Genomic DNA, 24,491 nt, shown 5'->3' on the forward strand with positions numbered 1-24,491 from the left:
GCTTACACAAAGGTTTCTTGGTTAACCCAGACGGATAAAGACTGGTCTTGAACAGGGAAGTCTGCCCAGCCTTCTTCATCAAGCTCAATAGGTTCACAGTAGGTGCCCATCAAATCAACAAAGCTTTTACCAGCATTGTAGCTTCCCATATTCATGCGTTTAGAGGTGGCTGGACCATTGCTGATGACGACAGCTACTCCTTCAGGGTGCCGATCATCACCGCGGTTGACCCAACCGATACAGTTGGCATCATCAAAATAATCAACTTGCTCACCATAAACATGACTGCACCGGACATAGAGCAGAGTATCTAATTCATCTCCAAAGGATCGCTGGGCAAAATCACCCGAGATTCCGTAGTAATCTCCATAGAAGACGCAAGGCAGACCCTCTTGGCGCAGTAAGATAAGAGCATAGGCTGCAGGTTTAAACCACTCCTCAACACAGGATTCTAAGGCTTGACCACGCTGGGAATCGTGATTATCAACAAAAGTGACCGCAAAGGTTGGGGCATTCTGCATTAGGCTGCCTTCTAAAACATGGCTAAGATCATAATTTTCCCTTTGCTGGCTGGCCTCAAAAAGATTCATGTGAAGAACGACATCAACTAAATCAAAAGTTCCCTTCGTCTCAGTAATATAGTCTAGGTTAGCCTGAGCGTCGTTTTTCCAGTACTCTGCAAACACATAGAGATCCGATTTAACATTCCTTTGAATATCAGCAATGAAATCAGTCATAAAATCAGCCTTAATATGCTTGACGGCATCTAGTCGGAAACCTGAGACCTGACTGGTTTCCAAAAACCACCGAACCCAAGATTTCAGCTCAGCCACTACCTCTGGATGTTCAAAATCAATATCATCAAACATAAGGTAGTCGTAATTACCATTTTCATCATCGACTTGATGGCTATCTGCCCAGCCTTTATTAACCCCCTGAATTCTGTAGATACCACGCTGAGCGCTTCGGGCATCGTAGTCCACACCAGTGAAATGATACCAGTGCCATTTAAAGTCACTGTAGGTATTGCCACGTCCAGGGAAGTCAAAACCGGTCCAAGCTTCAATTTCAAAGGTATCCGAAACTTCTTCCATACGATTGTCAGGATTGACCTGAATCACATCAAAGCGCTCTCGCTTGTCGCCGCCAGCCTTATGGTTCAAGACGATATCTGCCATGGTTTTAATTCCCAAATTTTCAAGGGTCTCAATGGCTTTAAGGTAATCATCCTTACTGCCGTACTTGGTGACAACCGTTCCTTTCTGGTCAAATTCACCTAGATCATAAAGATCATATACCCCATAGCCAACATCATTAAAGCCAGTTCCCTTAAAAGCAGGCGGCAGCCATACCATGCTAATGCCAATTTCTTTTAAATGCTGGGCTTCCTCGGTCAACCGCTGCCAATGCTTGCCGTCAGCTGGCAGATACCATTCAAAATACTGCATTAAGGTGTTATTTGTCATCATTTTCTCCCCTATATAAGCCGATAAGCTGTGACCATTATAGCAGATTCCAAATAAAAATACAGGATATTAAAAAACCGTTCACTATGAGCGGCTTTTTAATCTGATAGAGTTATTTACTAGAGTCACGCTTAGTAATACTATGATTGAGAGTGATATCGTGCTCATCCAGCTCTTCCTTGTTCATAATTTTGGTTAACATACGCATACTAACAGCCCCTAAATCGTAAATAGGCTGGCTGATGGAGCTGAGATTGGGGCGGGTATACTTCACAATCGGAGAGTCGTTGCTAGTAATAATTTCAAAGTCATCAGGAATAGATTTACCAGCTGCAAACAGACCATTTAAGAGTCCAGCTGCCAATTCATCTTCACCAACGTAAGCAGCTGTCGCACCTGAGTTAAGGACACGTTCTGCCAGAGCGTAGCCATCTTCATATCTATATTTGGCTTCAAAAATAAGACTTTCTTGGAATTTCAATCCTGCTGCCTGAAGGCCGGATTTATAGCCGGACAAACGAACCTTACCATTAATATCATCAATTAAGGGACCAGATACAAAAGCGATATTCTGGTGCCGCTTGGCCAAATTAGCAACCACATCCTCCGCTGCTGCCTCGTCATCAATCATAACACTCGGAAATTGCTTATCCAAATCAATTGTCCCTGCTAAGACAACTGGCGTACGGGAACGCGAAAATTCCAGACGTACCTTGTCAGTCAGACGATGCCCCATAAAAATGATTCCATCTACTTGTTTGGCAAAAAGGGTATTGATGACATTAACTTCATTATCATCGTCTTCATCACTGGAGGCCAGTACAATATTGTACTTATACATGGAGGCAATATCATCAATCCCCTTGGCCAAAATAGAAAAGTAACTGTTAGCGATATTGGGAATAACAACACCAACGGTTGTCGTCTTCTTACTGGCTAAACCGCGCGCTACAGCATTTGGCCGATAATCTAAGCGATCAATAACTTCTAAGACCTTTTTACGAGTTTTTTCTTTAACGTTTTTATTGCCATTGACAACGCGGCTGACTGTTGCCATGGATACACCAGCTTCACGGGCTACATCATAAATAGTAATAGTATCATCAGTGTTCATGTGGGCTCTCCCTTCTATATGAAAATCACGCTTTCACGATTTATATTATCACATATTGTAAACACTTTCAATAATTATAACTCAATTTTTGAAATTTTTGTATGCCCTTTCAAAAAAACATCAACTTGAGCGCTATTATCTTAAAAACATATAAAATCATCGGGATAGCCTCATGACAGAAGAGGAGGGGCTTCTTTATCAGAAAATGACAAAGCCCCCACCAAACTAATAGGGGGGACTGTCTTGGGTTTGTTAGCGATAATAACAGCTTTTTCAACTGAAGCAAAAACTAGTTAAGACTTTTCAGTACTGCTTCCATTTGAGAAATAGCTTGAGCTGGCAGAGTATTTTCAGGATTTTCTTGATTGAAGGAACTTAAAAAGTCTCTTCTGACCTGCATTCTTTCTCGAATTAGCTGCTTGTAATCATCACCAAAATCTGGTACCTGATAGCCTTCTAGCTCTAGGTAAGATAGGCCAGATAAAGAACCAAAGGATTTGAAGTCACCTTTACCTTCAACAACATATTCAATAATATCTAGCGAAACTTCTTTAGGAATGGCTTGGCCCATGTACTGCCCTGTATTGATAATATAACAGTCAACACCGGATTCAAAGAGTGTTCTAAATTTTTGAAAATCCTCTGCTAGAGGATAAACGCGGAAAGGATTAGCGAACGGCTCAATAATCAAGTCCTTCTGATTGCCCTTGGTATTTTCAGCACTGGAGCGTTTCGTCATCAAAGTACAACCCATAGTCGTCGCTAGGACAGGGTCATCAATTTTCACCAATGGCGGAAGACTATCATCCTTCATGATCCAAAAGATAGCCTTGATGGGGTCACTAATACGGTCCACACGGTTAGGAGTTGAGTAGCGAGACTTCACAGTCCGTCCATTACCATTGCGAATATCTTCTGTTACGAGTTTTTTATGCCCTTCTTGATCCAGAGTCACACCGCAATTCTGTACAGTTATAAAGTAATCCTGCTCCTTATGGCCTGTCGGATAATCGTTTGTTTTATCAAAATACGAAGGTTCTAAGGCAATTGAAGAGCCATCTGCCGTTGAGATAACAAAAGCATCATCATGAAGTACTTCAATATCATACTTATCATCATGCTTAGCATGGGTCAGCGTAGACTTACCAGAACCTGACAGACCAAAGAAGGAAGCGACAAAATTGTTGGAGCTACCAGTTTCTTTTTCTCTGAAAATTTTTAAACCACCATGGCAGGCTACATAGCCATTTCTAGCAGCTGTACTCCAAGCTAGAGTCAAAGTCGACTTCTTTAACTCCCCAAAATAGCGCAAGCCCAGAATTATAGCACAGTTGTGCTGGACATCAAAGTAGACTAAGCCATCTGGATAATCCGGGTGAGTCCATTCAGGATCAAAAAAGATAAAAATATCATCCTCATCATAGATCTTGGAAGCGGCCAAACGCTTATTAAATTCTTCATCTAATATTTGGAAGTTGAGCAGCCAAGAATAGAGGTTGGGAATCTCATCTTCTGGGACCATAAGGTGGGCACGAACCATAAATTCTTCATCCAGACCTACCACAGCATCAGCACGATAAAAGGCTTTCCTGTGAGCCTGCCAAACTGCCTCGCGTACAATAGGATGCAGCGTTTGATCCTCTTTGGAATCGCGGCCATAAATGCGTCTGGCTCTCGCTGTACGGCCTACAATAGCCCCAGAATTAGTCAGCAAGACACGCGCATCAGAAGGTAACCCCAGCTCCTGTGTGTGGGCTACTGGCATGTCTAAAACGACTGTTCCTGCCGCTTTTGAAGCAAGTTCATAAGCTTTTTCTAAACTCTCAACAGACTTAACCTGATTTTCGTAAAAAGCTGTCTCGATAATTGTTTTCAAGGATGAGAAATAAGGCGTATTCGCTCGCATTTCTGCATCGGTAAATTTCTGGCGTGTTGACATATGGCATCCTCCTTATATTAAGATACTAAGAGCGTCCGCGGATCAAGCAAAAATAGGAGGTTCGACGAAGACGCTGGCGTCTAGGAAGAAACTATCTTTTTTGCACAAGCCGCAGCCCGTGTTCGATTATTAAGATACTAAGCCGTTAAGCACTCCAAAGGAATTTAGGAAATGGAGTGACGATTCATTAAGAATCGAGCGACATTTATCTAATTCCACAGGAGTGTAGGCGGGTTCAATTTACAAGATACTAAGCCGTTAAGCGACTCAAAGAAATTTAGGGAGCCTGACGAAGAATCGCTGAAGATTCTAGGAGGGCGAGTCTAATTTCACAGAGTCGTAGGCGGTTCAATTTACAAGATACTAAGCCGTTAAGCGACTCAAAGAAATTTAGAGAGCCTGACGAAGAATTCCTAAAGATTCTAGGAAAGCGAGTCTAATTTCACAGAGTCGTAGGCGAGTTCAATTTACAAGATACTAAGCCGTTAAGCGACTCAAAGAAATTTAGGGAGCCTGACGAAGAATCGCTGAAGATTCTAGGAAAGCGAGTCTAATTTCACAGAGTCGTAGGCGAGTTCAATTTACAAGATACTAAGCCGTTAAGCGACTCAAAGAAATTTAGGGAGCCTGACGAAGAATCGCTGAAGATTCTAGGAAAGCGAGTCTAATTTCACAGAGTCGTAGGCGAGTTCAATTACCAAGATACTAAGGGCGCCCGTGGACACAGCTAAAATAGAAGATTTGACGCAGAGTCCAAAAGACTCTAGGAGAAGCTATCTTTTTAGCCAAGTCCACAGCCCGTGTTCAATTATTAAGATACTAAGAGCTGATTCGCTTGGCGAAAATTTCCGATAGGAAAATAGGGGAGCGACGCCGTGTGCCTGACACACAAGGAGACTTATCCAAATCCCGAACTTTTAGCCCGTGTTCAATTGACAAAGTATCGCTAAGACCTTAGGTCTTGCTCTACTACACAAACTACCATGGTAGTTTGCTATGCCAATTACTAACTTCGAACCTTCGGTACGATCGACCGAAGGTTCGAAGGGTCGCAATTCTCAAGATACGGCAGAGGCTTCTTATCTAAGCGCTTCGCACTTGATACCAAACGCCAATCACTAGAGTGAATTGGCTACCTCTCCCACTAACTTCGTTTGGTTAGTAAAATCGACTAACCAAACGTCGTGTCCCTAAGGGCGTCAAAAGCGACTGGAATTTTAGGAGGTCAACATCATTTGCTTACAAACAAGGCGACCCCCAGCTAAATTCTGGGCTTTTGGGCCATATCCGACTACTTTTCCCTCTTTGTTTTCGAAAAGTAGTGTAACATTTTCATTTTTTGAAAACGCTTCAATATAGTTCTATTCTAACACAAAATTTTGACTCAGCGTCAGAGAAATTGTCACCTGTGATAAAATTTTTGAAAGGCTTGCATTTTAGTAGATTTTTTGAAAGAATAAAGACAGTTATTATCATGAAAAGAGGTTTTGCCATGTCAAAATTGACTCACATCCGTAACTATCTGGTTCAGAACCAGTCCCGATTGGCTATTATTTCCGATCCTGTTACAGTCAAGTATCTCACTGGGTTTGAGTGTGATCCCCATGAACGCCAGCTATTTCTCTTCATTTACAGCGATCAGGAGCCTATTTTATTCCTACCAGAATTAGAAGTAGCTAGGGCTCGTCAAACTGTTAAGTTTGAGGTAATAGGTTATAACGATGCTGAAAATCCTTGGCAGAAAATCCGTCTCAGCCTGCCTAGAATTGATTCGAATATCATTTATATTGAATTTGATCACCTTAACGTCACTAAATTCAATGGTCTACAATCAGTCTTTCTAGGACGTTTTGACAATATCACACCCTTGATTCAGGAAATGCGTCTGATCAAATCACCAGAAGAGCTCAATAAACTTCTGGTGGCTGGTGTCTACGCTGACTATGCTGTCAAGGTTGGATTTGATAATATTCGTGCTGGTCGAACCGAGATGGATTTGGTAGCCCAAATCGAGTATGAACTCAAAAAAAAGGGCATCCGTCAGATGAGTTTTGATACTCTTGTCCTAACCGGAAATAATGCCGCCAACCCTCATGGTATCTCTGGTACTAACCGTATTCAAAATGATGCGCTCCTACTCTTTGACTTAGGAGTCGTTTGTGAAGGATATACCTCCGATATCTCGCGGACGGTGGCTATCGGCCGCCCCGATCAATTCAAGGAAGATATTTATAAGATCTGTCTAGAAGCTCAACTGACTGCTCAAGAGGTGATCAAGCCAGGCGTCACCGCTGGCGAAGTAGACGCTGCTGCTCGCAGGGTGATTGAAAAAGCCGGTTACGGTGATTATTTTAACCATCGTCTCGGACATGGCCTCGGAATAGAGGTGCACGAATACCCATCTATTATGGCAGGAAGCGACTTAGTTCTCCAAGAAGGCATGTGCTTCTCGGTTGAACCAGGTATTTACATCCCAGGTCGAGTCGGTGTCCGTATTGAAGATTGCGGCAGTGTGGGCAAGGATGGCTTCCAACCCTTTACTCAAACACCTAAAAAACTGCAATATTTTGATTTATAAAGAGTTTGGGACAGGCACAGTGATAGAGAAGCTATTACTACGCCTGTCCCACTTTTTTTAATTCCCCTCAAGGCTTGCTTAGAACACCACCTCTGTAATTTTTTTCTAGTCCAGCAAGAGGTGCCTGATTTGATCAATCTTGTCTTCAGGTAGAACGATGTTAATCGCGTTGCCCAAAATAAGTTTGGTACTGCCCGAAACAATATGGCTCTTACCATTTTCACGCTGACTGGTGATCAGAACATCCTTAGGCAGCTCCAGTTGATAAACCGCTTTGCCGGCTATCTTCGACGAAACCGGCAGCTCTATCCATGTCAGAGGACTATCGTCAGCGTCAGGCTGCTTCCCTTCAAAAAGTTTTTCCAGCATGGCTTCATAGACCGGAGCCCCACCCAGCATATCCATAACAATATAGGCTACTAAGGTCACTGTCCCCAAAGCCATCAGATGGCGCAAATCTCCAACCATCTCACAGACCAAAATCATGGCTGTCAAAGGAGCCTTGGATATAGCACCAAAATAGGCACTTATTCCTAGAATGATAATAAGAGGGAATTCACTGGGGGTGATCCAGCCCAATTCAAGAAAAATACGGCCAAAGAAGGCTCCTAGACAGGCTCCCAGGGTTAAAATGGGCAAAAAGATTCCGCCCGGCAAGCCAGAGCCATAACTCATCATGCTGTAGCAAAAGCGCAGAACAAAGAGGACAAGAAAGAGAAGAATTGGTGCCTGCATGGTTGAAAGGGAACGAACCAAGGCATTTCCCCCGCCTAGCAGCCAAGGGGCAAAATACCCCAGAGGCAGAATCAGAACGAAGGCGACAAGGCTGTAATAGTGGGACTTAAGGTGCAACCATTTTCCTAAAGCAGCATAGTAGTCAGCCATTTTCAAAATGACCTTTTCATAATGATAGGCCAGAAATCCTAGGAAGAATCCTAACAGGATAAAGAGTCCATAAGAGGATAAACGGGGTAAAGGAAGTTGACTAGGCATGGCCAGCACCGGTGTTTGACCAAAGACTCGCAGGGAGATTAAATTGGCTATTAGACTGGCTGAAAGAGCGGTGATCCACACCCGACTAGAAAAGTGGTGGTAAACTTCTTCCACTACGAATAGGAGTCCCGCAATCGGCGCATTAAAAGCAGCTGAGACTCCCGCTGCGGCACCGCTAGCGATCAGGGTACGTTCCTCCAGCTTACTAAGGTTAAGGTAGCGAGCAATCCCCTTACCGCTGACAGCTCCCACCTGAATGCTTGGGCCTTCGCGCCCCAGCATTAAACCGCTGGAAATCCCCAGTACTCCTGCCAAAAACTTCTTCCAAAGAACTGACCACCATTGTTGACTCATCAAGCCTTTAAGCTCGGCTTCAACTTGCGGAATTCCCGACCCTTTAATATCTGGTTCAGTGACTATAAGGCGGCCAATTATATAGCTATAGATGAGATAAATAGACAGTATAACTATTAAAATCCAAGGCAGCTGATGCGACAAACGATAAGCCCTTTGAAACTGACCAAACAAAAGGCCAATAAGATACCGAAAAGCGCTGACCATAAAGCCGGAAAAAAGGCCGACTAGCAGGCCTCGAAAAACAGAAATTAAAATGGAGCTGGATAAGTAACCAAATTCTTTCCGCTGATTTTGCATATGATCCTCTCTTTCACTAATCTAACCTGTTGTTTAAGAAGCACAGGTCTTTTCCTTACGATCTCGAATCTATCTTGTACTGGTAAGTAACGACATTGGGACAGCAACTACTCTAGCTGAGAATCCAAATGATTTTATTTCCTGTGTCTACTGCCAGTATTACCAGAAAAAGCAAGACTTACTATTTTTATCTTACCATATTATTCTTAAATATTAGCGCAGATTTTAAGAAAATGATATGATGAAGATGCTAAATTGAACTCGGCTGAAACACATCAGGACAGAAGAGCTACCTGTTTGAGCTTTTGTTTTTAACAAAATAGGATTGTTTCTGGAATAATAAGTGTTTTGGAAATCAGAATTTTCAACCGAATGCCAAGATTTGATTTCTTTGCAGTTCTCAGTGTCAGCTGCTGTGACGTTTATCCGCCGGTTTTCTACTTTAGTTTGCCTTTGACAGGCTGAATATCTTTATAAAGATGGAGGTCAATATGACAAAAGAAAATATCAAGGAGCAAATTCGTCAGGCCTTTGATCACCGTGTCGCTGTTCGCGTCTATAATGAAGACGAAATTTCCCATGAAGATATGGAAACTATTCTTGATACAGCTTGGCTTAGTCCTTCTTCTGTTGGCTTGGAAGGATGGCGTTTTGTTGTCTTAGATAGAACCCATATTGCTGATCTAGCTCCTAAACTCAAGGAAGTCGCTTGGGGAGCAGCTCCCCAGCTTGATACCGCCAGTCATTTTGTTTTGCTCCTAGCTGAAAAAAATGCTCGCTATGATAGTCAAATCATGAAGCAAAGTCTTATCCGCCGTGGATTTACTGAAAAAACAGACTTGGAGTCAAGGTTGGAACGCTACCGCTCTTTCCAAGAGCAAGATATGAAGATAGCTGACAATCCGCGTGCTCTCTTTGATTGGACAGCCAAACAAACCTATATTGCCTTGGGAAATATGATGACTGCTGCATCACTAATGGGGATTGACTCCTGTCCCATCGAGGGATTTAACTACGATGACGTCAATACTATTCTAGCGCAAGAAGACATTATTGATCCTAGCAAAGAAGGGATTGCCAGCATGGTTTCCTTTGGCTACCGCCTCAAAGATCCCAAGCATCCGCGTTCACGTAAACCTCGCCAAGAGGTCATTACTTGGCTGGACTAGTATTTATAATTAATTATTACAGAAAGGAAATAAATGGACAGCTACAAACTTACCAGTTGCTGTAAGTTTGATCTGTTCTTGGTATTATGACTTATGAAATTTATGCATACCTGCGTTCGCGTCAAAGATTTGGAGACCTCGCTTGCTTTTTATCAAGAAGCTCTAGGATTTAGGGAAGTCCGTCGCAATGATTTCCCTGAGTATGAATTTACGCTTGTTTATATGGCTTTGGATGATGATCCAGACTATGAGTTAGAGCTCACCTACAACTACGGTCATGGTGACTATGACCTTGGTGATGGCTACGGTCATATTGCTGTTGGTGTCGAGGATTTAGATGCTACCCATCAAGCTCATAAGAAGGCTGGCTATACTGTGACCGATATCAAAGGGCTGCCTGGTAAACCTAATATGTACTACTTTGTTACTGATCCAGATGGCTATAAAATAGAAGTCATCGATTTACAAAAGTTTAATAGCAAGTAAGTGTTTAAAACTAGGATAAATATCCTCCACAGCTGGATGCTAAAATTTCCAGCTATGGGGGATTTTTCTGTCTAGAATTTACCATATAAGTGCAATAAAAAACTCATAAAATTTCCAGTAAAATAGACTTGAGAAACCATTTTAGCTGAAAAAATTTTATGAGCTACCATCATTCTACCGTGGAGGGGCAGGCCCTCTCTTGGCAATGATTATTTAATTTTGACTCTTTATTTAACTCTTAGCCACCGTCACTCCAACAAAATCAAAGACTGCCTTATTCCTTGAGATTCGCAAAAACTGCTCTATGATCCTTTTTGTTGCTTTAAAATACGATTAAGTTCTTGAGAAACTCGGTTGTTCTCATAAGGAACACAGTCCTGAACCCAGTTCCACCAAAAATAGCCTCCGACATAGTGCTCAGTATAAGCCGGCTGGCGGTAATAATGCCGCATCATAGCTGTTTTGCTGGCTGTTGTAGCTGAATCGGCTGTATTGCCGCATTCTCCCATACCTACTTTAGATTGTGGAAATTTGTCTTGAAACTCCTGAAAGACAGACTTCCAGTCTGGCTGATAGCCCTTGTTATCATCTTCATAATAAGAAATAAAACTAAAGTCCAGTCCTTGTTTTAATTTTTGAGGGACATGATGATCGATCCAAGCCATCATATCACGGTCTTTAGGATTTTCATAATAGAAAGTCACTGCTATTTGCTGGTCGGCTTCTTTAACGACTTCGTACGCAGCCTCGACCTTGTTCATAATGAGCTTTGGGCGCTGTTTAATCCAGTCCGTTCCATTAACTTCATTGCCCACTTCCCAAATCGTTGTGTAGTCGGCGAGATAGTCCAGAGATTCTTGAAAGCGCTGGCGGTAAGAAGCAACATCAGGATAAGCCTTCATATCATAGGAGTCAACAGGCTGAGCCATGATATCAGCTACTGGCGCGATCTTTTTGAAGAGGGGAACATAATCCTTGGGATCTTTTTCTTTGGACATCACAATTCGGACGGTCGGCCGCACAGGCATAGCTTCCAGAGCCTTGACAATCTCTTTGGTAGAAACCTCACCTTCCCAAGTATCATCAACGGTCACACCATAAATTTGGGGTTCTTCACTTGCACTTTTGGGGTGCAAAATTAGAACCAGCATACCTAAAACAATTACTAGGCTGAGGAAGAAAGCGATCCATCTTGAAGATTTTTTATGCTTTATGGCCATTTTTGTCCTCCCGCTGCGTGCACAAAGTTTCTTACTTGAAATGATTTCCTCACTGTGAGCAACTCTCAAAGAGAAAGCATATAGTAAGCCGACTGGTACTTAGATTTCAGCTAACTTGGCACCATTAGAGGCAATGATTGCTTTTATCCATTGGTAAGACTTTTTAGGAGTGCGCTTGAGGCTACCACGACCCTTGTCATCCATATCCACATAGATAAAGCCGTAACGTTTCTTCATTTCACCAGTGGATAAGGAAACGAGGTCGATCGGTGCCCACATCGTATAGCCAAGGCAGTCGACACCGTCAATATTAATGGCATCAGCCATATTTTGCAGATGATCACGCAGATAGTCGATACGATAGTCATCCTCAACATAACCGTCTTCATCAGCCTGATCGATAGCTCCCATACCATTTTCTACAATGAAGAGCGGTTTTTGAATGCGGTCAAAAATCTCATTCATGACATGCCGAAGGCCTAAGGGGTCAACAGCCCACCCCCAGGGGGTTTCTTTAAGATAGGGATTGCTAGATCCGCCTACATTAAACCAATCATCACCTGCCTGAGTCGTGTTCGAACGATAATAACTAAAAGAGATGAAGTCCAACTGACCTTCACACAAAATCGCCTCATCACCGTCTTCAATTTGAAGCTCATCAACCCCATGACGCTTCCAAAGGGATTTGCTATATCGCGGATAATAGCCACGCCCCATAATATCGATAAAATACCAATTTTCACGGCGCTCTTGCAGACGATGAAAGACATCTTCGGGTTTACAGGTGGCAGGATAAAGTTCACTCATGGCATACATGGCGCCAAATTGACTGTCTGGCATTAAATCGTGCCCCAATTTGACAGCCTTGGCGCTGGCCACAAACATGTGGTGAGCTGCTTGATAGCGATCCTGCCCAGTTGAGTTTCTGGTACCGCAAGGACCAAATCCCCGAACCGCATTGATTTCATTAAAAGTCAGCCAATAGCGACAGCGATCGCCGTAATGCTCAAATAAAGTTTTACAGTATTTAAGGTAAGCATCAATAACATAACGCGAGGACCAGCCATCGTATTTCAGTGCTAGGTTCATCGGCATTTCATCATGACAGATTGTAATTAGAGGTTCCATACCATATTTTGCCATCTCATTAATAACATCATTATAAAAGGCAAGCCCTTCTTCATTTGGCTCTGCTTCTTCTCCCGTCGGATAAATACGGCTCCAACAAATTGAAAAACGAAAAACATTAAAGCCCATTCCTGCCATCAATTTAATATCTTCTTTATAATGATGGTAGAAATCAACAGCCTTGTGACTCGGATAATATTCATCATCTAGGAAAATAGGCTCCGCTTCTTTGGGAACAGGATCTGCGTAAAAGAAAGATGAACGTGGTGTAATAATAGAACCATCAGGCATGCTCATGGTATGGTGACGGGGGGACTCCAAAGAACCATCCGTCTCAAAATCATGAGAGAGAAGCCCTCGTCCTCCTTCTCCAAAGCCGCCTTCATACTGAAAATCAGCGGTCGCACCTCCCCATAAGAAACCTTGAGGTAATTGATAAGACATAGTCTCCTCCTTATATTGAGATACTAAGGGCGTCCGCGGATCAAGCAAAAATAGGAGGTTCGACGAAGACGCTGGCGTCTAGGAAGAAACTATCTTTTTTGCACAAGCCGCAGCCCGTGTTCGATTATTAAGATACTAAGCCGTTAAGCACTCCAAAGGAATTTAGGAAATGGAGTGACGATTCATTAAGAATCGAGCGACATTTATCTAATTCCACAGGAGTGTAGGCGAGTTCAATTTACAAGATACTAAGCCGTTAAGCGACTCAAAGAAATTTAGGGAGTCCTCCTAGAATCCCAGAAGATTCTAGGAAAGCGAGTCTAATTTCACAGAGTCGTAGGCGGTTCAATTTACAAGATACTAAGCCGTAAGCGACTCAAAGAAATTTAGAGAGCCTGACGAAGAATCGCTGAAGATTCTAGGAAAGCGAGTCTAATTTCACAGAGTCGTAGGCGAGTTCAGTTACTAAGATACGGCAGAGGCTTGTTATCTAAGTGCTCCGCACTTGATACCAAACGCCAATCACTAAAGTGAATTGGCTACCTCTTCCACTAACTTCGTTTGGTTAGTAAAATCGACTAACCAAACGTCGTGTCGCTAAGGGCCGATTCGCTTGGCGAAAATTTCCGATAGGAAAATAGGGGAGCGACGCCGTGTGCTTGACACACAAGAAGCTCCTTCTTTTTCCCGAGGAAATTAGGCCCGTGTTCAATTCAACCGTTCTCCTTGTTTAACCTTACCTTGGGTTTTGAGGGTGATATCCTTACCATTTGCATTAGCGATAACCAACATCGTTGTTGTATCATAACCCTCTTGAGCAATCGCTTCACGGTCAATTTTAACCACTGGCTGGCCAGCACGGACGGTTTCTCCAGCTTGGGTTAAAACATCGAAGCCCTGCCCTTTTAATTCAACCGTATTGATACCAATGTGGACTAAAATTTCTACACCATCGGGTCGTCTTACCCCGAAGGCATGTCCGGTTGGAAATACTGTAGTTAGTTCACCATTGACTGGAGAAGTGATAAAGTCACTCTCAAGTTGAAAGGCAAGACCGTCCCCCATCATTTTTTGCGCAAAGACTTCATCGTTAACCTTTTCAAGAGGGAGCAATTCGGCATCGGCTATTGCTACTACAGCATCGTCTGGGATCACTTTTTGTACAGGTTCTGTAATAGTCTGACTGCTGCTTTTTTCATCAACGTCAACTCCCATAAAGAAGGTCACAAGAGCGGCAACAGCAATGGCTGTTATAATTCCGACAAAGGCTGCCATAGCAGTATTGGCAAAGATTGGCAAAGCTAGGACATTGGAGTAGCCCATTTCAAAAGCACGAGCCCCTAAAAGACTGGCAACAAAACCACCGGCAAAACCACCAGCCATAACGCCGTACATGGGCCTTTTATATTTGAGGTTCACACCGTAAATAGCTGGTTCTGTCACACCGGCGACAATACAGCCAATTGCTATTGAAATAAACTCACTACGTTTTACCTTGTCTTTAGTTCGTCCGATAACACCAAGGACAGCACCGCCTTCCGCCATATTATGCATAAGGAAGGCTGGGCGAAGCATAGCATCGTAGCCCGGATTAGAAAGCAATTGGGGCATGAACGGTGTGATGGCTGTATGCATCCCTGCCATAACCATCCAAGGTAAAACTGCTGCAAGAAGTCCTACAGCTAGAGGACCTACGGTACTGTCTAGAAACATGAAGACTGCTGCAATACCTTGTCCGACAATGTTGCCAAGAGGCCCTAGGACAAGATAGCCGAGACTACCTGCTATGAAAATTGTCCCCATACCAACAAAGATAGCTTTAAAAATATTAGGGATAATCTTATTTAAATATTTTTCAGCGTAATAGGCAACAATTGCAATCAGCAGGGCTGGCAGCATGGATGTGCCATATGACAGCAGGCGAACATCGATTCCAAAGAGATCAATTGGCTTCCCTGCCGTCACTAAAGTGGTGAAATTCGTATGTAATAAAGCTGCCGCCGACACCATAGCATAAATAGGTGTCCCACCCAGTTTTGTAGCTGCACCGTAGGCTACAAAAATAGGCATAAAGTAAAAGGGAGCATCCCCGATGGCTGACAGCAGCAAATACGTTGAAGAGGTTTCAAAGTCTTTACTGATAAAGGTCGTTATCAAAATTAAGGCAACTTTCAACATACCACCTGCGATTAAGGCAGGAATCATCGGGGTGACAGAACTGGATATAAAGCCGATAATCTTATTTGGTGCATTCTTCCAAGTCCAGCCTTCTTTATTTCCTAAATCCCCATCCAAATTCTCATCAACGACACCGCCAGATTTAATATCATAGGTCCTCATGATAGCATCGTAGACTGGAACTAGGTGCTGCCCTAAAATCACCATATACTGACCACCAGCGTAAACCGTACCGATAACCCCTTCTAATTGCTCTAAGGCTCCCTTATTGACCTTAGAGACGTCCTTTAAATTAAAACGCAATCGCGTCATACAATGAGATAAGACGGTTATATTATCTACATCTCCAACATTTTTTACAATGTTGTCTGCTAACTGTTGATAGTCCATAAGAGCCTCCCTCTAACTTTTGATAATTTTATCACAGGATAAAATTATTTTTAACAAGTTGATTTTATCTTTTTTTGAAAGCGTTGTCAATCTTGTTTAAATAAAAGTCAAGACTTTTGACAATTGCTTTGAAACTCAGTAAAATGAAAGCTACAGGAGTCTTTATTAACATGAATTTTTTAGAACAAATCGAACAGCATAGCTCAGATTTTTCCAAGACTGAACAAAAGGTTTATCACTATATTATGAATCATATTGATACTCTGGAAACGTATACCATTACTAAAATTGCTGATCTTTCACATACTTCTACTGCAGCGGTACAACGATTTTGCCAAACACTGGGCTACAGAGGATTCAAAGACTTTCGTTATGATGCCATAGATTATCTCCACCACCATCACCGCAAGGAATCCCTTGATCCTCTGGATGATATGACCGATAATTATATTAGTTTGGCTAGACAATTTAAAAATGTTGATCGGAATAATATTACCCAGCTTATTCAGGCCATTTTAAACGGTCAAAGGGTTCATATTTTCGGTATCTACTACTCATCCCTGCCCGCTAGATTTTTACACATGGGGCTTCAAGATTTGAGGATCCCCAGTTATTTTGCTGGTGATTTAAACAGCGGAGCCCATCTGACCAATATTATACGCGAAGAGGATACCCTGATCATGTTCTCACTGTCAGGAGATATGGGCAACTACAGGGCTTCTCTAGCTGCATTGCAGCATAACATGCCTCAAAACTCTTACCTTGTTACCATCAATAAAGGTTCTCAGATTGATAAGTATTTCAGACATACTATTGTCTTGCCCGGCAGCTCCATTAACAGGCAATCTATCATTGACCCCCAATCTATTTCTTCTATCTTTGTCGAAATCTTGCTGAACCTCATTCATCAGGAAATGCGATAACTTAGGTATAATATTGCAAAATGTCTTGTTATAAAAATAATAAACCTCCTGTTCTAATGTGAATAGGAGGTCTATTATTTATACTGTCTTAAAATACAAAAGTTATTTCTTAATTTCTTCTGAGGAAATTTTCCTTTCAATGTATTTTATACTTCCTGAAAATATTTCTGAAAACCAAGGTGGTAAATTAAAAAGTCTATATCCTAAATACATCGTATGCGAAAGTAATTCAATATCGAAAACTACATTAAAAGTTAGTTTATCACTATACCACAATGATCTATAAACAAAAATCCAAAAAGAATTACCAGCAAACGTAGGATCAACAGAATTAATATGGCTAGCTGTTATATTCGTCCAAAAATCATTACCATAGTAAAGCAGCATTACACATAAAAATAATGGAAACCATTTTGCCCATAAATATTTCACAGAATAAAATAATAACCGCAAACTCCCAATAGTAAGCCTTCTAAGTAACTTCGAATCAAACATAAAATCGAGATAATCATTTAATCTTAATGATCTATTTCTTTTTAATGAGATCTTCTCTAGCAATCCATAAACACATACTAATACGCTATAAACACTTAGAGATGCTATATAAGGTAGTACTAAATAGAAAGCTAAATTAATATAATACTTATTTATAAATTCTATTAAGTTACCAATCGGAGTAAGGTAGTAATTTCCAGAGAATAATGGTTTTAATTGGAAGCTTTCCAGTAATTTAGGATTAAATCTAAAACATAATATGACTAAAAATATAACAGCTCTATCAAGCCAATCGTTATCAATCAGCTTTCTTACACATATCTCATATAGCTCCGAAAAAAATTTATCTACCAAATTAACACCTCTAAGTTAATAATTTTTCTACCGGCTATTAAAATTTTTCATCTGGCGTTTGACATCCCGTTCTTGGTCCCGACGTTTAATGGACTCACGTTTATCGTAATCGTGCTTCCCTTTGGCTAGACCGATGAGTACCTTAGCAAAACCCCGCTTGATATAGACCTTGAGAGGAATCAGCGTCATACCAGTTCCTTTAAGCTCATTTGCCAAGCGGCTAATCTCACGTTTTTTAAGGAGAAGCTTACGAGTGCGCTCAGGATCCTGATTCCAGATATTGCCTTGTTCAAAGGGAGCAATATGAACATTAACCAGCCAAGCCTGACCATCTTTTATCTGAGCATAGCCGTCCTTGAGCTGGATGCGAGAAGCCCGGACAGATTTGATTTCGGTTCCAGTCAGAACTACACCAGCTTCGACGGTATCAACGATGGTATAATCATGCCGGGCTTTTTTATTTTGAGCCAAGGGCTTATTGTTATCTTTAACCATGCAATCACAAACCTCCTAGATATCTTTTTGAGAACGCAACTCTTCCTAAAGAGCATTATCGATCATCTTCTTTTTTTGCGGCGACCGCGCTCACGCCCTTTATTATCGTTATGAGGACGGTTCTGATTTTTTCGCTTATCTGGCTTTTTAGAGGACTTACGGCGGTTATCATAGGAACCCTTATCTTTTCGAGACTCTGTTTTACCATCGCTTCGGTGATTATTATCACCTTCTCGGCGCCGTCGCTTCCCACTATCATCGCGACGTTTGCGGCGGAATTCACGGTTTTTCCCTTCACGAGCCTTACGTGCCTCATGATCCACTTTTTCAATAATATCAAAGTCACTGGCTAAATATTCAAAATCAATATCGCCAGTCTCTTTATCGGCTCTGATCAAGCGTACGCGGATAGGCTGACCAACGCGAAAGACCTTACCAGTACGTTCCCCTTGCAGGGTCATGGTGCGTTCGTGGTAATTATAGAACTCTGGCAGCGTCGTTATATGTACCAACCCTTCAATAGTGTTAGGCAGCTCAACAAAGAGCCCAAACTTAACCACGCTGGCAACGAGAGCGTCGAATTCTTCGCCGACATGTTCTTCCATATATTCAGCCTTCTTCATAGCTTCAACCGTTCGTTCAGCCTCAATAGCCCGACGCTCCAAGGCAGACGATGATGCCGCTAAGTCTGGGATAACTTCTTCAAAATGCTCTTTCTTTTCCTGTGTCAAGTTCCCGTATTCTCGTACCATACGGTGGACCAAGAGGTCAGGATAACGACGGATAGGACTGGTAAAATGGGTATAGTATTCTGCTGCAAGTCCGTAGTGTCCGTGATTATGCTCAGAGTAGCGGGCCTGCTGCATGGAACGCAGTAACATCATAGCCATAACCTCATGACCTGGTTGGCCTTCAATTTTGGCCATAAATTCCTGCAGAGCCTTCTGACCGAGACTATTAGCTGTGCCGTAGATAGGCACTCCAAAAAGGGAGGCGTAATCCATGAACTTCTGCAACTTTTCTGCCTTGGGTTGTTCATGAATCCGGTAGATAAATGGCAGCTGCTGCTTGGCAAAATGTTCAGCTACGCACTCATTAGCGGCCAGCATAAAGGACTCAATCATACGCTCTGCAATCCCGCGATCTCGGACAACAATATCAAGAGGCCTTCCTTTATCACTGACCAAAATACGAGGTTCGGCAGTATCAAAATTAAGGGCTCCGCGACGTTCTCGCATTTCTTCTAAAATCTTATGTAGCTCAGCCATATGGCTGACTGATTCCATAATCGGCTTGAACTGGTCTATGACCTCTTGATTGCCTGCTAACATCTCATTAACATCGCTATAAGTCATTCGGAAAGTTGTTTTAATCACTGTCTGGGTGATAGTATGATCAACTACACGCCCCTGCGGCGTTATTTCCATAATAGCCGACTGAGTCAACCGGTCAAGATTGGGGTTGAGGGAGCAAATACCATTAGACAGGCGCTCAGGAAGCATTGGTACCACGCGGTCCGTTACATAGACAGAGGTTCCTCGGGCAATTGCCTCGCGATCAAGAGCAGATCCTTCTGTCACATAATAGGAGACATCAGCAATATGCACCCCCAACTCAAAATTACCATTATCCAGCTTTTTGATATGGACAGCATCATCCAAGTCCTTAGCATCCTTACCATCAATAGTAAAGGTGATTTCGTCACGCAGATCCAAACGTCCTGCCATATCGCTTTCCGATGGGGCTTCAGGGATAGCTCCAGCTTCAGCCATGACATCTTCTGGAAAGTCAGAGACGATATCCATAGACTCCAAGACCTCAAGCACATCGATACCGACATCTCCCTTATGACCAACAATATCGCGGACATGAGCGACAAAATAATCGTGGTGACGGGTAGGATATTTATCAATATCAACCTTGACAATCTCTGTACCGTCAAGCGCTAGTGGTTCCTTTTTAATATAGATTTTTTGGGTAATCTTTTGGTTTTTTGATCTGATATAACCAGCATATTTGGGACGTTCATCATCAAGGATAAAGGTTCCTACTACGGTTTTGAGGGAGCGTTCGACAACATCGACAACACGAGCTTCAGCAGCAGTACCTTTAAGACGATCGGCTGGTTTTTTTATGACAACCTCGACGGTATCCCCATCGATTGCATGACCAACATCATTGCGGCCGATGAACATGTCCTCTTCCTCGTCACTAACATGCAGAAAGCCAAAACCATTCTTATTGGCACGAAAAATACCTTGAACGGTAATGTCATGTTTTTGCTTGCTCGTCGTATCCTTGCGCAAGGAGATAAAACCATCTTGATTAAAGCGCAGCTTTCTGTTACTTTCCAGTTTGGAGATGGTTTTTATGAGTTTAGGGAACTTCTCAGCTCCCGACATATCTAAGTCAGCGGCTAAGTCATTGACGCTAGACTTGCCCCTTTCTCGCAGGTAATTAATAATTTTTTCTTCCATTACTACTCTTTCTTTTTATGGTCCTATTTGTGAAGGATTCCTATAAAAAAGGAGCCAGACCATGTCTCGCTCACTTTCGTCATTACTTACTTGATAAAATCGCAAGCACAAGGGCATCCAACAACCACAAGAAAGTTAAAATACCCGTAAAGCGTTCCATGAAAGCCTCAAAGCCACGTGCTTTGGTTCGTTCAAACAAGGCCTCCGAACCACTGTTATCAAATACGTTGCTGCTTGGATTTTTCTGCGGTTGCATAAATATAGCAATAATCAAAACCACAGACATCACTAGCAAGGCTGTCAGTAAGATGTTATACATGTTCATTCCTCCACTATTGTCCTAAGTAGTTTATCATAAATACCCTTAAGATTCAAGATGGAGGGTTACTTTTCGCTCCTTGGGGCAATATTTAGGTACCTGAATTTTATCAGGATGACTGGTCTTATTTTTACTGGTCAGATAATTTTGACTGCCGCAGGAGCTGCATTTTAAATTGATTTTTACGCGCACTAGATTTCCTTAACTTTCAAATAATGTCTAAAGTTGATAAAACTCCAAGAGAAATTGACAAAGACAATCAGACTGGTCACGTAAAAGACCCACTGATAACCAAGTCCAGCAGCTACACTGGAACCGACAAAGGGACCGATAACCTGACCGATATTGGTAAACATCTGATTGTAACTGAAAATCCGAGAGATGCCTTCCTTGGGAGTAATTTTAGTCAGCAAAGAATTAACACTGGGCATCAGAGCACCTGTTCCAAAGCCATATAAAAAACGGAGCAGACCCAGCTGTAAGGGAGTCTTAGCATGGGCGAAGGACAGATACATACAAAAACTGTAAAAGAGAGCCAAAAGAAGCAGACGGTGATTACCGATTTTATCACCGACTTTCCCTAGGAAGGAACTAGATAGCATGCTGGAGAAGCCCATACTGGAGACAATTAGTCCCGACACAAACATCAGATTTTCTGTCTGCCCTAGGTGTCGGATGTAAAGGGTTAAAATAGGAGCGATCGATTGGGCCGATATTTGAATAATCATGCTCGTTACAAAAAGACCTAGCATCACCTGACGGTCTTTAATTTGTTTAAATAGCTCTTTAGTAGCTAGTTCATGTGCTTTCTTAACAGGTATAAAGTTTTCCCTGATAAGAAAAATAGTCAATAGATTAAGTATTAAGAGCAGACCACCGACCAGCAAAAAAAGGTTCCTAATGCCCAGCCAGTCTGCGAAATAACCGCCCAATAAAGGACCAATTAAAGTTCCGGCTGTTACACCTGTTGCCAGAGTTCCCAAAGCTGTTCCTAACTTATCCTTGGGAGCTTGACTGGCAATCAGGGCGGTCGAATTAGGAACATAGCCCGCAAACATACCGTTTAAAAGCCTAAACATTAAGAGCCAGAACACATTGGGAACAAAGGCCAAGCCCCCCATAGTAAAAGCCATGACCAAGCTAGCACGGATCATCATGGGCTTGCGACCATAGCGATCTGCTAAGCTGCCCCAGATAGGAGCAACCAAGGCTGAGGCGAGGGCTGACAGTGAAACTGAAAGGCCTGCATAGAGCTCAACCATTCCTTGCTTGGCTCCCAACTCTTCCACAAAGAGGGACATAAAAGGCATAACAAGTGAAAAGCTTGCCCCAGTAAGAAAATTACCGAACCAAGCTACCCTTAGATTCTGCCGCCAATTAATTGTACTGACACCTTGATTATTTATAAGTCATCATCTTCTTTCTTAGAACTTCGATATGTATTATACCATATCTAGAGCATAAAAATAGCCCACGTGACCTTAAATTTCAGGCCTGATGTTCGAGGTCCCCATGGAGCTATAATTCAGCCAAAAGATGGTGAATTTGTGTGTGGGTATCAGTCAGACTGCCATTGTTGTCAATCACTCGGTCAGCTAAGCCAATCTTTTTCGACAGAGGAAGTTGGGCAGCAATCCGCTTAGCAGCCTCATCAAGACTGTAGTGATTGCGTGCCATCAATCGCTCTAACTGTTTGTCCTCATCAACATAAACCAGCCAGATTTCATCAAACCAGTCTTGATAGTCCAACTCATAAAGGAGCGGAATATCCATGAAAAAGACAGACTCTTTGTCAGCTAAAACCTCACGCCTACGGGCCAATTCTTCACGGATAATTTGATTTTGCAGTTTGGCAGACTTTTCCTGATTTTCCTTAGTTGAAAAAATCAGCTGAGCCAATTTGGCTCTGTCCAGTTGACCATCGGCCGCCACAATGTCTGTTCCAAAAGCAAAAATAAGAGCCTGATAGAGCTTGCCCCCCTTGTTTTGCAGGTCATGCACGACCTGATCCGCATCAATCACCTGATAACCGGCTCGGCGAATCTGTTCAACAACCGTTGACTTGCCAGAGGCAATACCGCCTGTAATTCCAATGATCTTGCTCATCGCTTTTGACAGGACGGACAAAAATGCGTCCCGCGTCCTCCTACTTTGATTTTCCGAATCTCTGTTCCACAACGCGGACAGGGTTCACCTGTTCGGCCGTAAACTTGTAGATACTCTTGCATGGTGCCATCTTCACCTAAAGCGTTACGATAGGTTCGAATGGTCGATCCGCCTTTTTCAATTCCTAACTGTAAAATACGAATGGTTTCGTCATGGACTCGCTTGATTTCAGCTTTCTTAAGACTATTTGCTGGACGTTCTGGATGAACCCTAGCCGCCCACAGCACTTCATCAGCATAGATATTACCTAAACCTGCAACCAGCTTTTGTTCTAAAAGCGAAGGTTTAATAGATTTATGAGAAGATAAGACAGCTCGCTCAAAGGGCGCCAGCTTAAAGTCCTTTTTGTTTGGCTCAGGCCCTAATTTCTTTTGTTTAAAATAAGCATTTTCAGCCGATTTTGCCAGCAGTTCAAATGTTCCAAACTTGCGGACATCCTGATACACCAAGGTTGAGCCATCACTCAGCTCAAAAAACGCATGAAAGTGCTTATCATCGGGCACCTGCTCGGGAAAAAGCAGATACTTGCCTTCCATACGCAGATGCGAGATTAACACCTGAGCGCCTAAATCAAAAATGAGATATTTACCACGGCGGCGCATAGAGTGAACCGTCTGCCCCATCAAGTCCAGCTTGAAGCTGTCAAAATCCGTCTTAACCATCTTGGGTACACGTACATCTACTGCTACAATCTTCTTGCCGACAATCAGACCTTCCAAACCGTGCCTGACGGTCTCAACCTCCGGTAATTCGGGCATATCTAAAACATCAGGAACAGCCAGAAAAACTAATAGAAACAAGGACAAGACAGAGAAATTTGCTTTTCTATGCCTCTTACTTTTTTCATCAGCTTTTCCTTTTGGATTCTAAACTGCCCCTTCCTTTCTTTCATCAAATTTTTATACATTTTGGCTTTTTTAATAGCTTAATCTGTCAAGCCCAGCAAGCGCCTAGCATAGATAACCTGACCTGAATGCATGGCAGCATCATCAATGACCGACACCAGACGGGCACCGCGAGTGACCGCAGGTGTCCAAGAATCATCCACAATGTCATCAAGAGCGGCTTCATCAAGCGAGTTGAGGTAATCTTTAGTGAGCTTAGCAGCTGCTTCCAGATATCCCAGCGCAATACTCAGATCATCCACTTGGACTTTTTGAGCTTCCTCCAAAGAATGCCGCCAGTCCTGAGTATCATCAGGTAAATCCAAGTGAAACTGTTCCTTCCAGCCCTGACTAAACCAGATAGGTTCCCTGCCTGCCAAGTCAGAAATCTGTAAGTCCATCTCACGCGCAGTATGCCAAGCCAACCAAGTCATGGATTTAATTTGACCTGAAACTTCTGCAGCTGGGAAGCGATTGGCCTCTTCAACTGTCACTCCTTCAAACAAACGCTCAAACCGTTCCTGTGCGCGTTCCACGCTTTCTGCTAACATATCCAAATAAGTCATCGTTTTACCTCCTTATGGCAAAAGCCAGGCTCTCCTCAGCTTTAAACCTTATT

General features: G+C 42.6%; 20 protein-coding genes. 4 read left to right on the top strand and 16 right to left on the bottom strand.

The features are described from left to right. Positions 1 to 2: 2 nt before the first annotated feature. From AC4HAL_RS01465 to AC4HAL_RS01475, 3 genes are all read right to left on the bottom strand, one after another. Positions 3 to 1,466 carry an alpha-amylase gene (locus tag AC4HAL_RS01465; protein ID WP_491092697.1) on the bottom strand — a complete coding sequence of 488 codons (1,464 nt, stop codon included), beginning with the start codon at positions 1,464 to 1,466 and terminating at the stop codon, positions 3 to 5. A 112-nt stretch (positions 1,467 to 1,578) separates the two neighbouring features. Next, a complete protein-coding gene (gene ccpA, locus AC4HAL_RS01470; protein WP_491092630.1) occupies positions 1,579 to 2,580 on the bottom strand; it encodes a catabolite control protein A in 1,002 nt (333 codons plus the stop codon). A 289-nt stretch (positions 2,581 to 2,869) separates the two neighbouring features. Then, entirely contained in the window at positions 2,870 to 4,519 is a 1,650-nt protein-coding gene (locus tag AC4HAL_RS01475; RefSeq protein ID WP_491092631.1) for a phosphoenolpyruvate carboxykinase (ATP), read from the bottom strand. A 1,492-nt stretch (positions 4,520 to 6,011) separates the two neighbouring features. On the opposite strand from AC4HAL_RS01475, the gene AC4HAL_RS01480 reads away from it, so the two are divergent. Beyond that, positions 6,012 to 7,097, top strand: a complete 1,086-nt coding sequence (locus AC4HAL_RS01480; protein WP_491092632.1) for a M24 family metallopeptidase — start codon at positions 6,012 to 6,014, stop codon at positions 7,095 to 7,097. Between the two features lie 105 nt (positions 7,098 to 7,202). On the opposite strand, the gene AC4HAL_RS01485 is transcribed toward AC4HAL_RS01480, so the two are convergent. Further along, the gene (locus AC4HAL_RS01485) at positions 7,203 to 8,744 is read right to left on the bottom strand and encodes a ClC family H(+)/Cl(-) exchange transporter (RefSeq protein WP_491092633.1); all 1,542 of its coding nucleotides are present in this window, start codon (positions 8,742 to 8,744) and stop codon (positions 7,203 to 7,205) included. 491 nt (positions 8,745 to 9,235) lie between these two features. Here AC4HAL_RS01485 and AC4HAL_RS01490 point away from each other — a divergent pair, with 491 nt between their 5' ends. Together AC4HAL_RS01490 and gloA are read left to right on the top strand one after the other, a co-directional pair. After that, positions 9,236 to 9,913: an NAD(P)H-dependent oxidoreductase gene (locus AC4HAL_RS01490; RefSeq protein ID WP_491092634.1), complete on the top strand. Its 678-nt coding sequence runs from the start codon at positions 9,236 to 9,238 to the stop codon at positions 9,911 to 9,913. Between the two features lie 93 nt (positions 9,914 to 10,006). Then, positions 10,007 to 10,399: a lactoylglutathione lyase gene (gloA, locus tag AC4HAL_RS01495; RefSeq protein WP_447451643.1), complete on the top strand. Its 393-nt coding sequence runs from the start codon at positions 10,007 to 10,009 to the stop codon at positions 10,397 to 10,399. A gap of 302 nt (positions 10,400 to 10,701) precedes the next feature. Here the strand turns inward: gloA and AC4HAL_RS01500 are convergent, their stop codons facing one another. From AC4HAL_RS01500 to AC4HAL_RS01510, 3 genes are all read right to left on the bottom strand, one after another. Further along, positions 10,702 to 11,619 (bottom strand): hypothetical protein, encoded by a 918-nt coding sequence (locus AC4HAL_RS01500; protein ID WP_491092635.1) that lies wholly within the window; start codon positions 11,617 to 11,619, stop codon positions 10,702 to 10,704. Between the two features lie 99 nt (positions 11,620 to 11,718). Continuing rightward, positions 11,719 to 13,191: a glycoside hydrolase family 1 protein gene (locus tag AC4HAL_RS01505; RefSeq protein ID WP_491092636.1), complete on the bottom strand. Its 1,473-nt coding sequence runs from the start codon at positions 13,189 to 13,191 to the stop codon at positions 11,719 to 11,721. A gap of 708 nt (positions 13,192 to 13,899) precedes the next feature. After that, positions 13,900 to 15,759 carry a glucose PTS transporter subunit IIA gene (locus AC4HAL_RS01510; RefSeq protein ID WP_491092637.1) on the bottom strand — a complete coding sequence of 620 codons (1,860 nt, stop codon included), beginning with the start codon at positions 15,757 to 15,759 and terminating at the stop codon, positions 13,900 to 13,902. A gap of 170 nt (positions 15,760 to 15,929) precedes the next feature. Between AC4HAL_RS01510 and AC4HAL_RS01515 the strand changes: the two genes are divergently transcribed. Next, entirely contained in the window at positions 15,930 to 16,682 is a 753-nt protein-coding gene (locus AC4HAL_RS01515; protein ID WP_491092638.1) for a MurR/RpiR family transcriptional regulator, read from the top strand. A gap of 102 nt (positions 16,683 to 16,784) precedes the next feature. Here AC4HAL_RS01515 and AC4HAL_RS01520 read toward each other — a convergent pair whose 3' ends face one another. The 9 genes from AC4HAL_RS01520 to AC4HAL_RS01560 form a co-directional block, all read right to left on the bottom strand. Next, complete coding sequence (locus AC4HAL_RS01520) at positions 16,785 to 17,531, bottom strand: hypothetical protein (RefSeq protein WP_491092639.1); 747 nt, start codon at positions 17,529 to 17,531, stop codon at positions 16,785 to 16,787. Between the two features lie 27 nt (positions 17,532 to 17,558). After that, positions 17,559 to 18,026 (bottom strand): SsrA-binding protein SmpB, encoded by a 468-nt coding sequence (smpB, locus tag AC4HAL_RS01525; RefSeq protein ID WP_491092640.1) that lies wholly within the window; start codon positions 18,024 to 18,026, stop codon positions 17,559 to 17,561. Positions 18,027 to 18,088: 62 nt separating this feature from the next. Next, on the bottom strand, positions 18,089 to 20,503 hold the full coding sequence (gene rnr, locus AC4HAL_RS01530) for a ribonuclease R (protein ID WP_491092641.1): 2,415 nt from the start codon (positions 20,501 to 20,503) through the stop codon (positions 18,089 to 18,091). Positions 20,504 to 20,585: 82 nt separating this feature from the next. Beyond that, on the bottom strand, positions 20,586 to 20,822 hold the full coding sequence (gene secG, locus AC4HAL_RS01535) for a preprotein translocase subunit SecG (RefSeq protein WP_447451651.1): 237 nt from the start codon (positions 20,820 to 20,822) through the stop codon (positions 20,586 to 20,588). Between the two features lie 45 nt (positions 20,823 to 20,867). Further along, positions 20,868 to 21,014 (bottom strand): 50S ribosomal protein L33, encoded by a 147-nt coding sequence (gene rpmG / locus AC4HAL_RS01540; RefSeq protein WP_447451652.1) that lies wholly within the window; start codon positions 21,012 to 21,014, stop codon positions 20,868 to 20,870. Then, positions 21,014 to 22,204 (bottom strand): multidrug efflux MFS transporter, encoded by a 1,191-nt coding sequence (locus AC4HAL_RS01545; RefSeq protein WP_491092698.1) that lies wholly within the window; start codon positions 22,202 to 22,204, stop codon positions 21,014 to 21,016. The genes rpmG and AC4HAL_RS01545 overlap by 1 nt, the downstream gene beginning before the upstream one ends. A gap of 136 nt (positions 22,205 to 22,340) precedes the next feature. Next, positions 22,341 to 22,928, bottom strand: a complete 588-nt coding sequence (coaE, locus tag AC4HAL_RS01550) for a dephospho-CoA kinase (protein ID WP_491092642.1) — start codon at positions 22,926 to 22,928, stop codon at positions 22,341 to 22,343. Further along, positions 22,925 to 23,746, bottom strand: coding sequence for a DNA-formamidopyrimidine glycosylase (mutM, locus tag AC4HAL_RS01555; protein WP_491092643.1), 822 nt, complete (start codon positions 23,744 to 23,746; stop codon positions 22,925 to 22,927). Before mutM ends, coaE begins: the two co-directional genes overlap by 4 nt. 167 nt (positions 23,747 to 23,913) lie before the next feature. After that, complete coding sequence (locus tag AC4HAL_RS01560; protein WP_491092644.1) at positions 23,914 to 24,438, bottom strand: DinB family protein; 525 nt, start codon at positions 24,436 to 24,438, stop codon at positions 23,914 to 23,916. Between the last annotated feature and the right edge of the window lie 53 nt (positions 24,439 to 24,491).

Source organism: Streptococcus sp. ELY_125, from assembly GCF_058314535.1.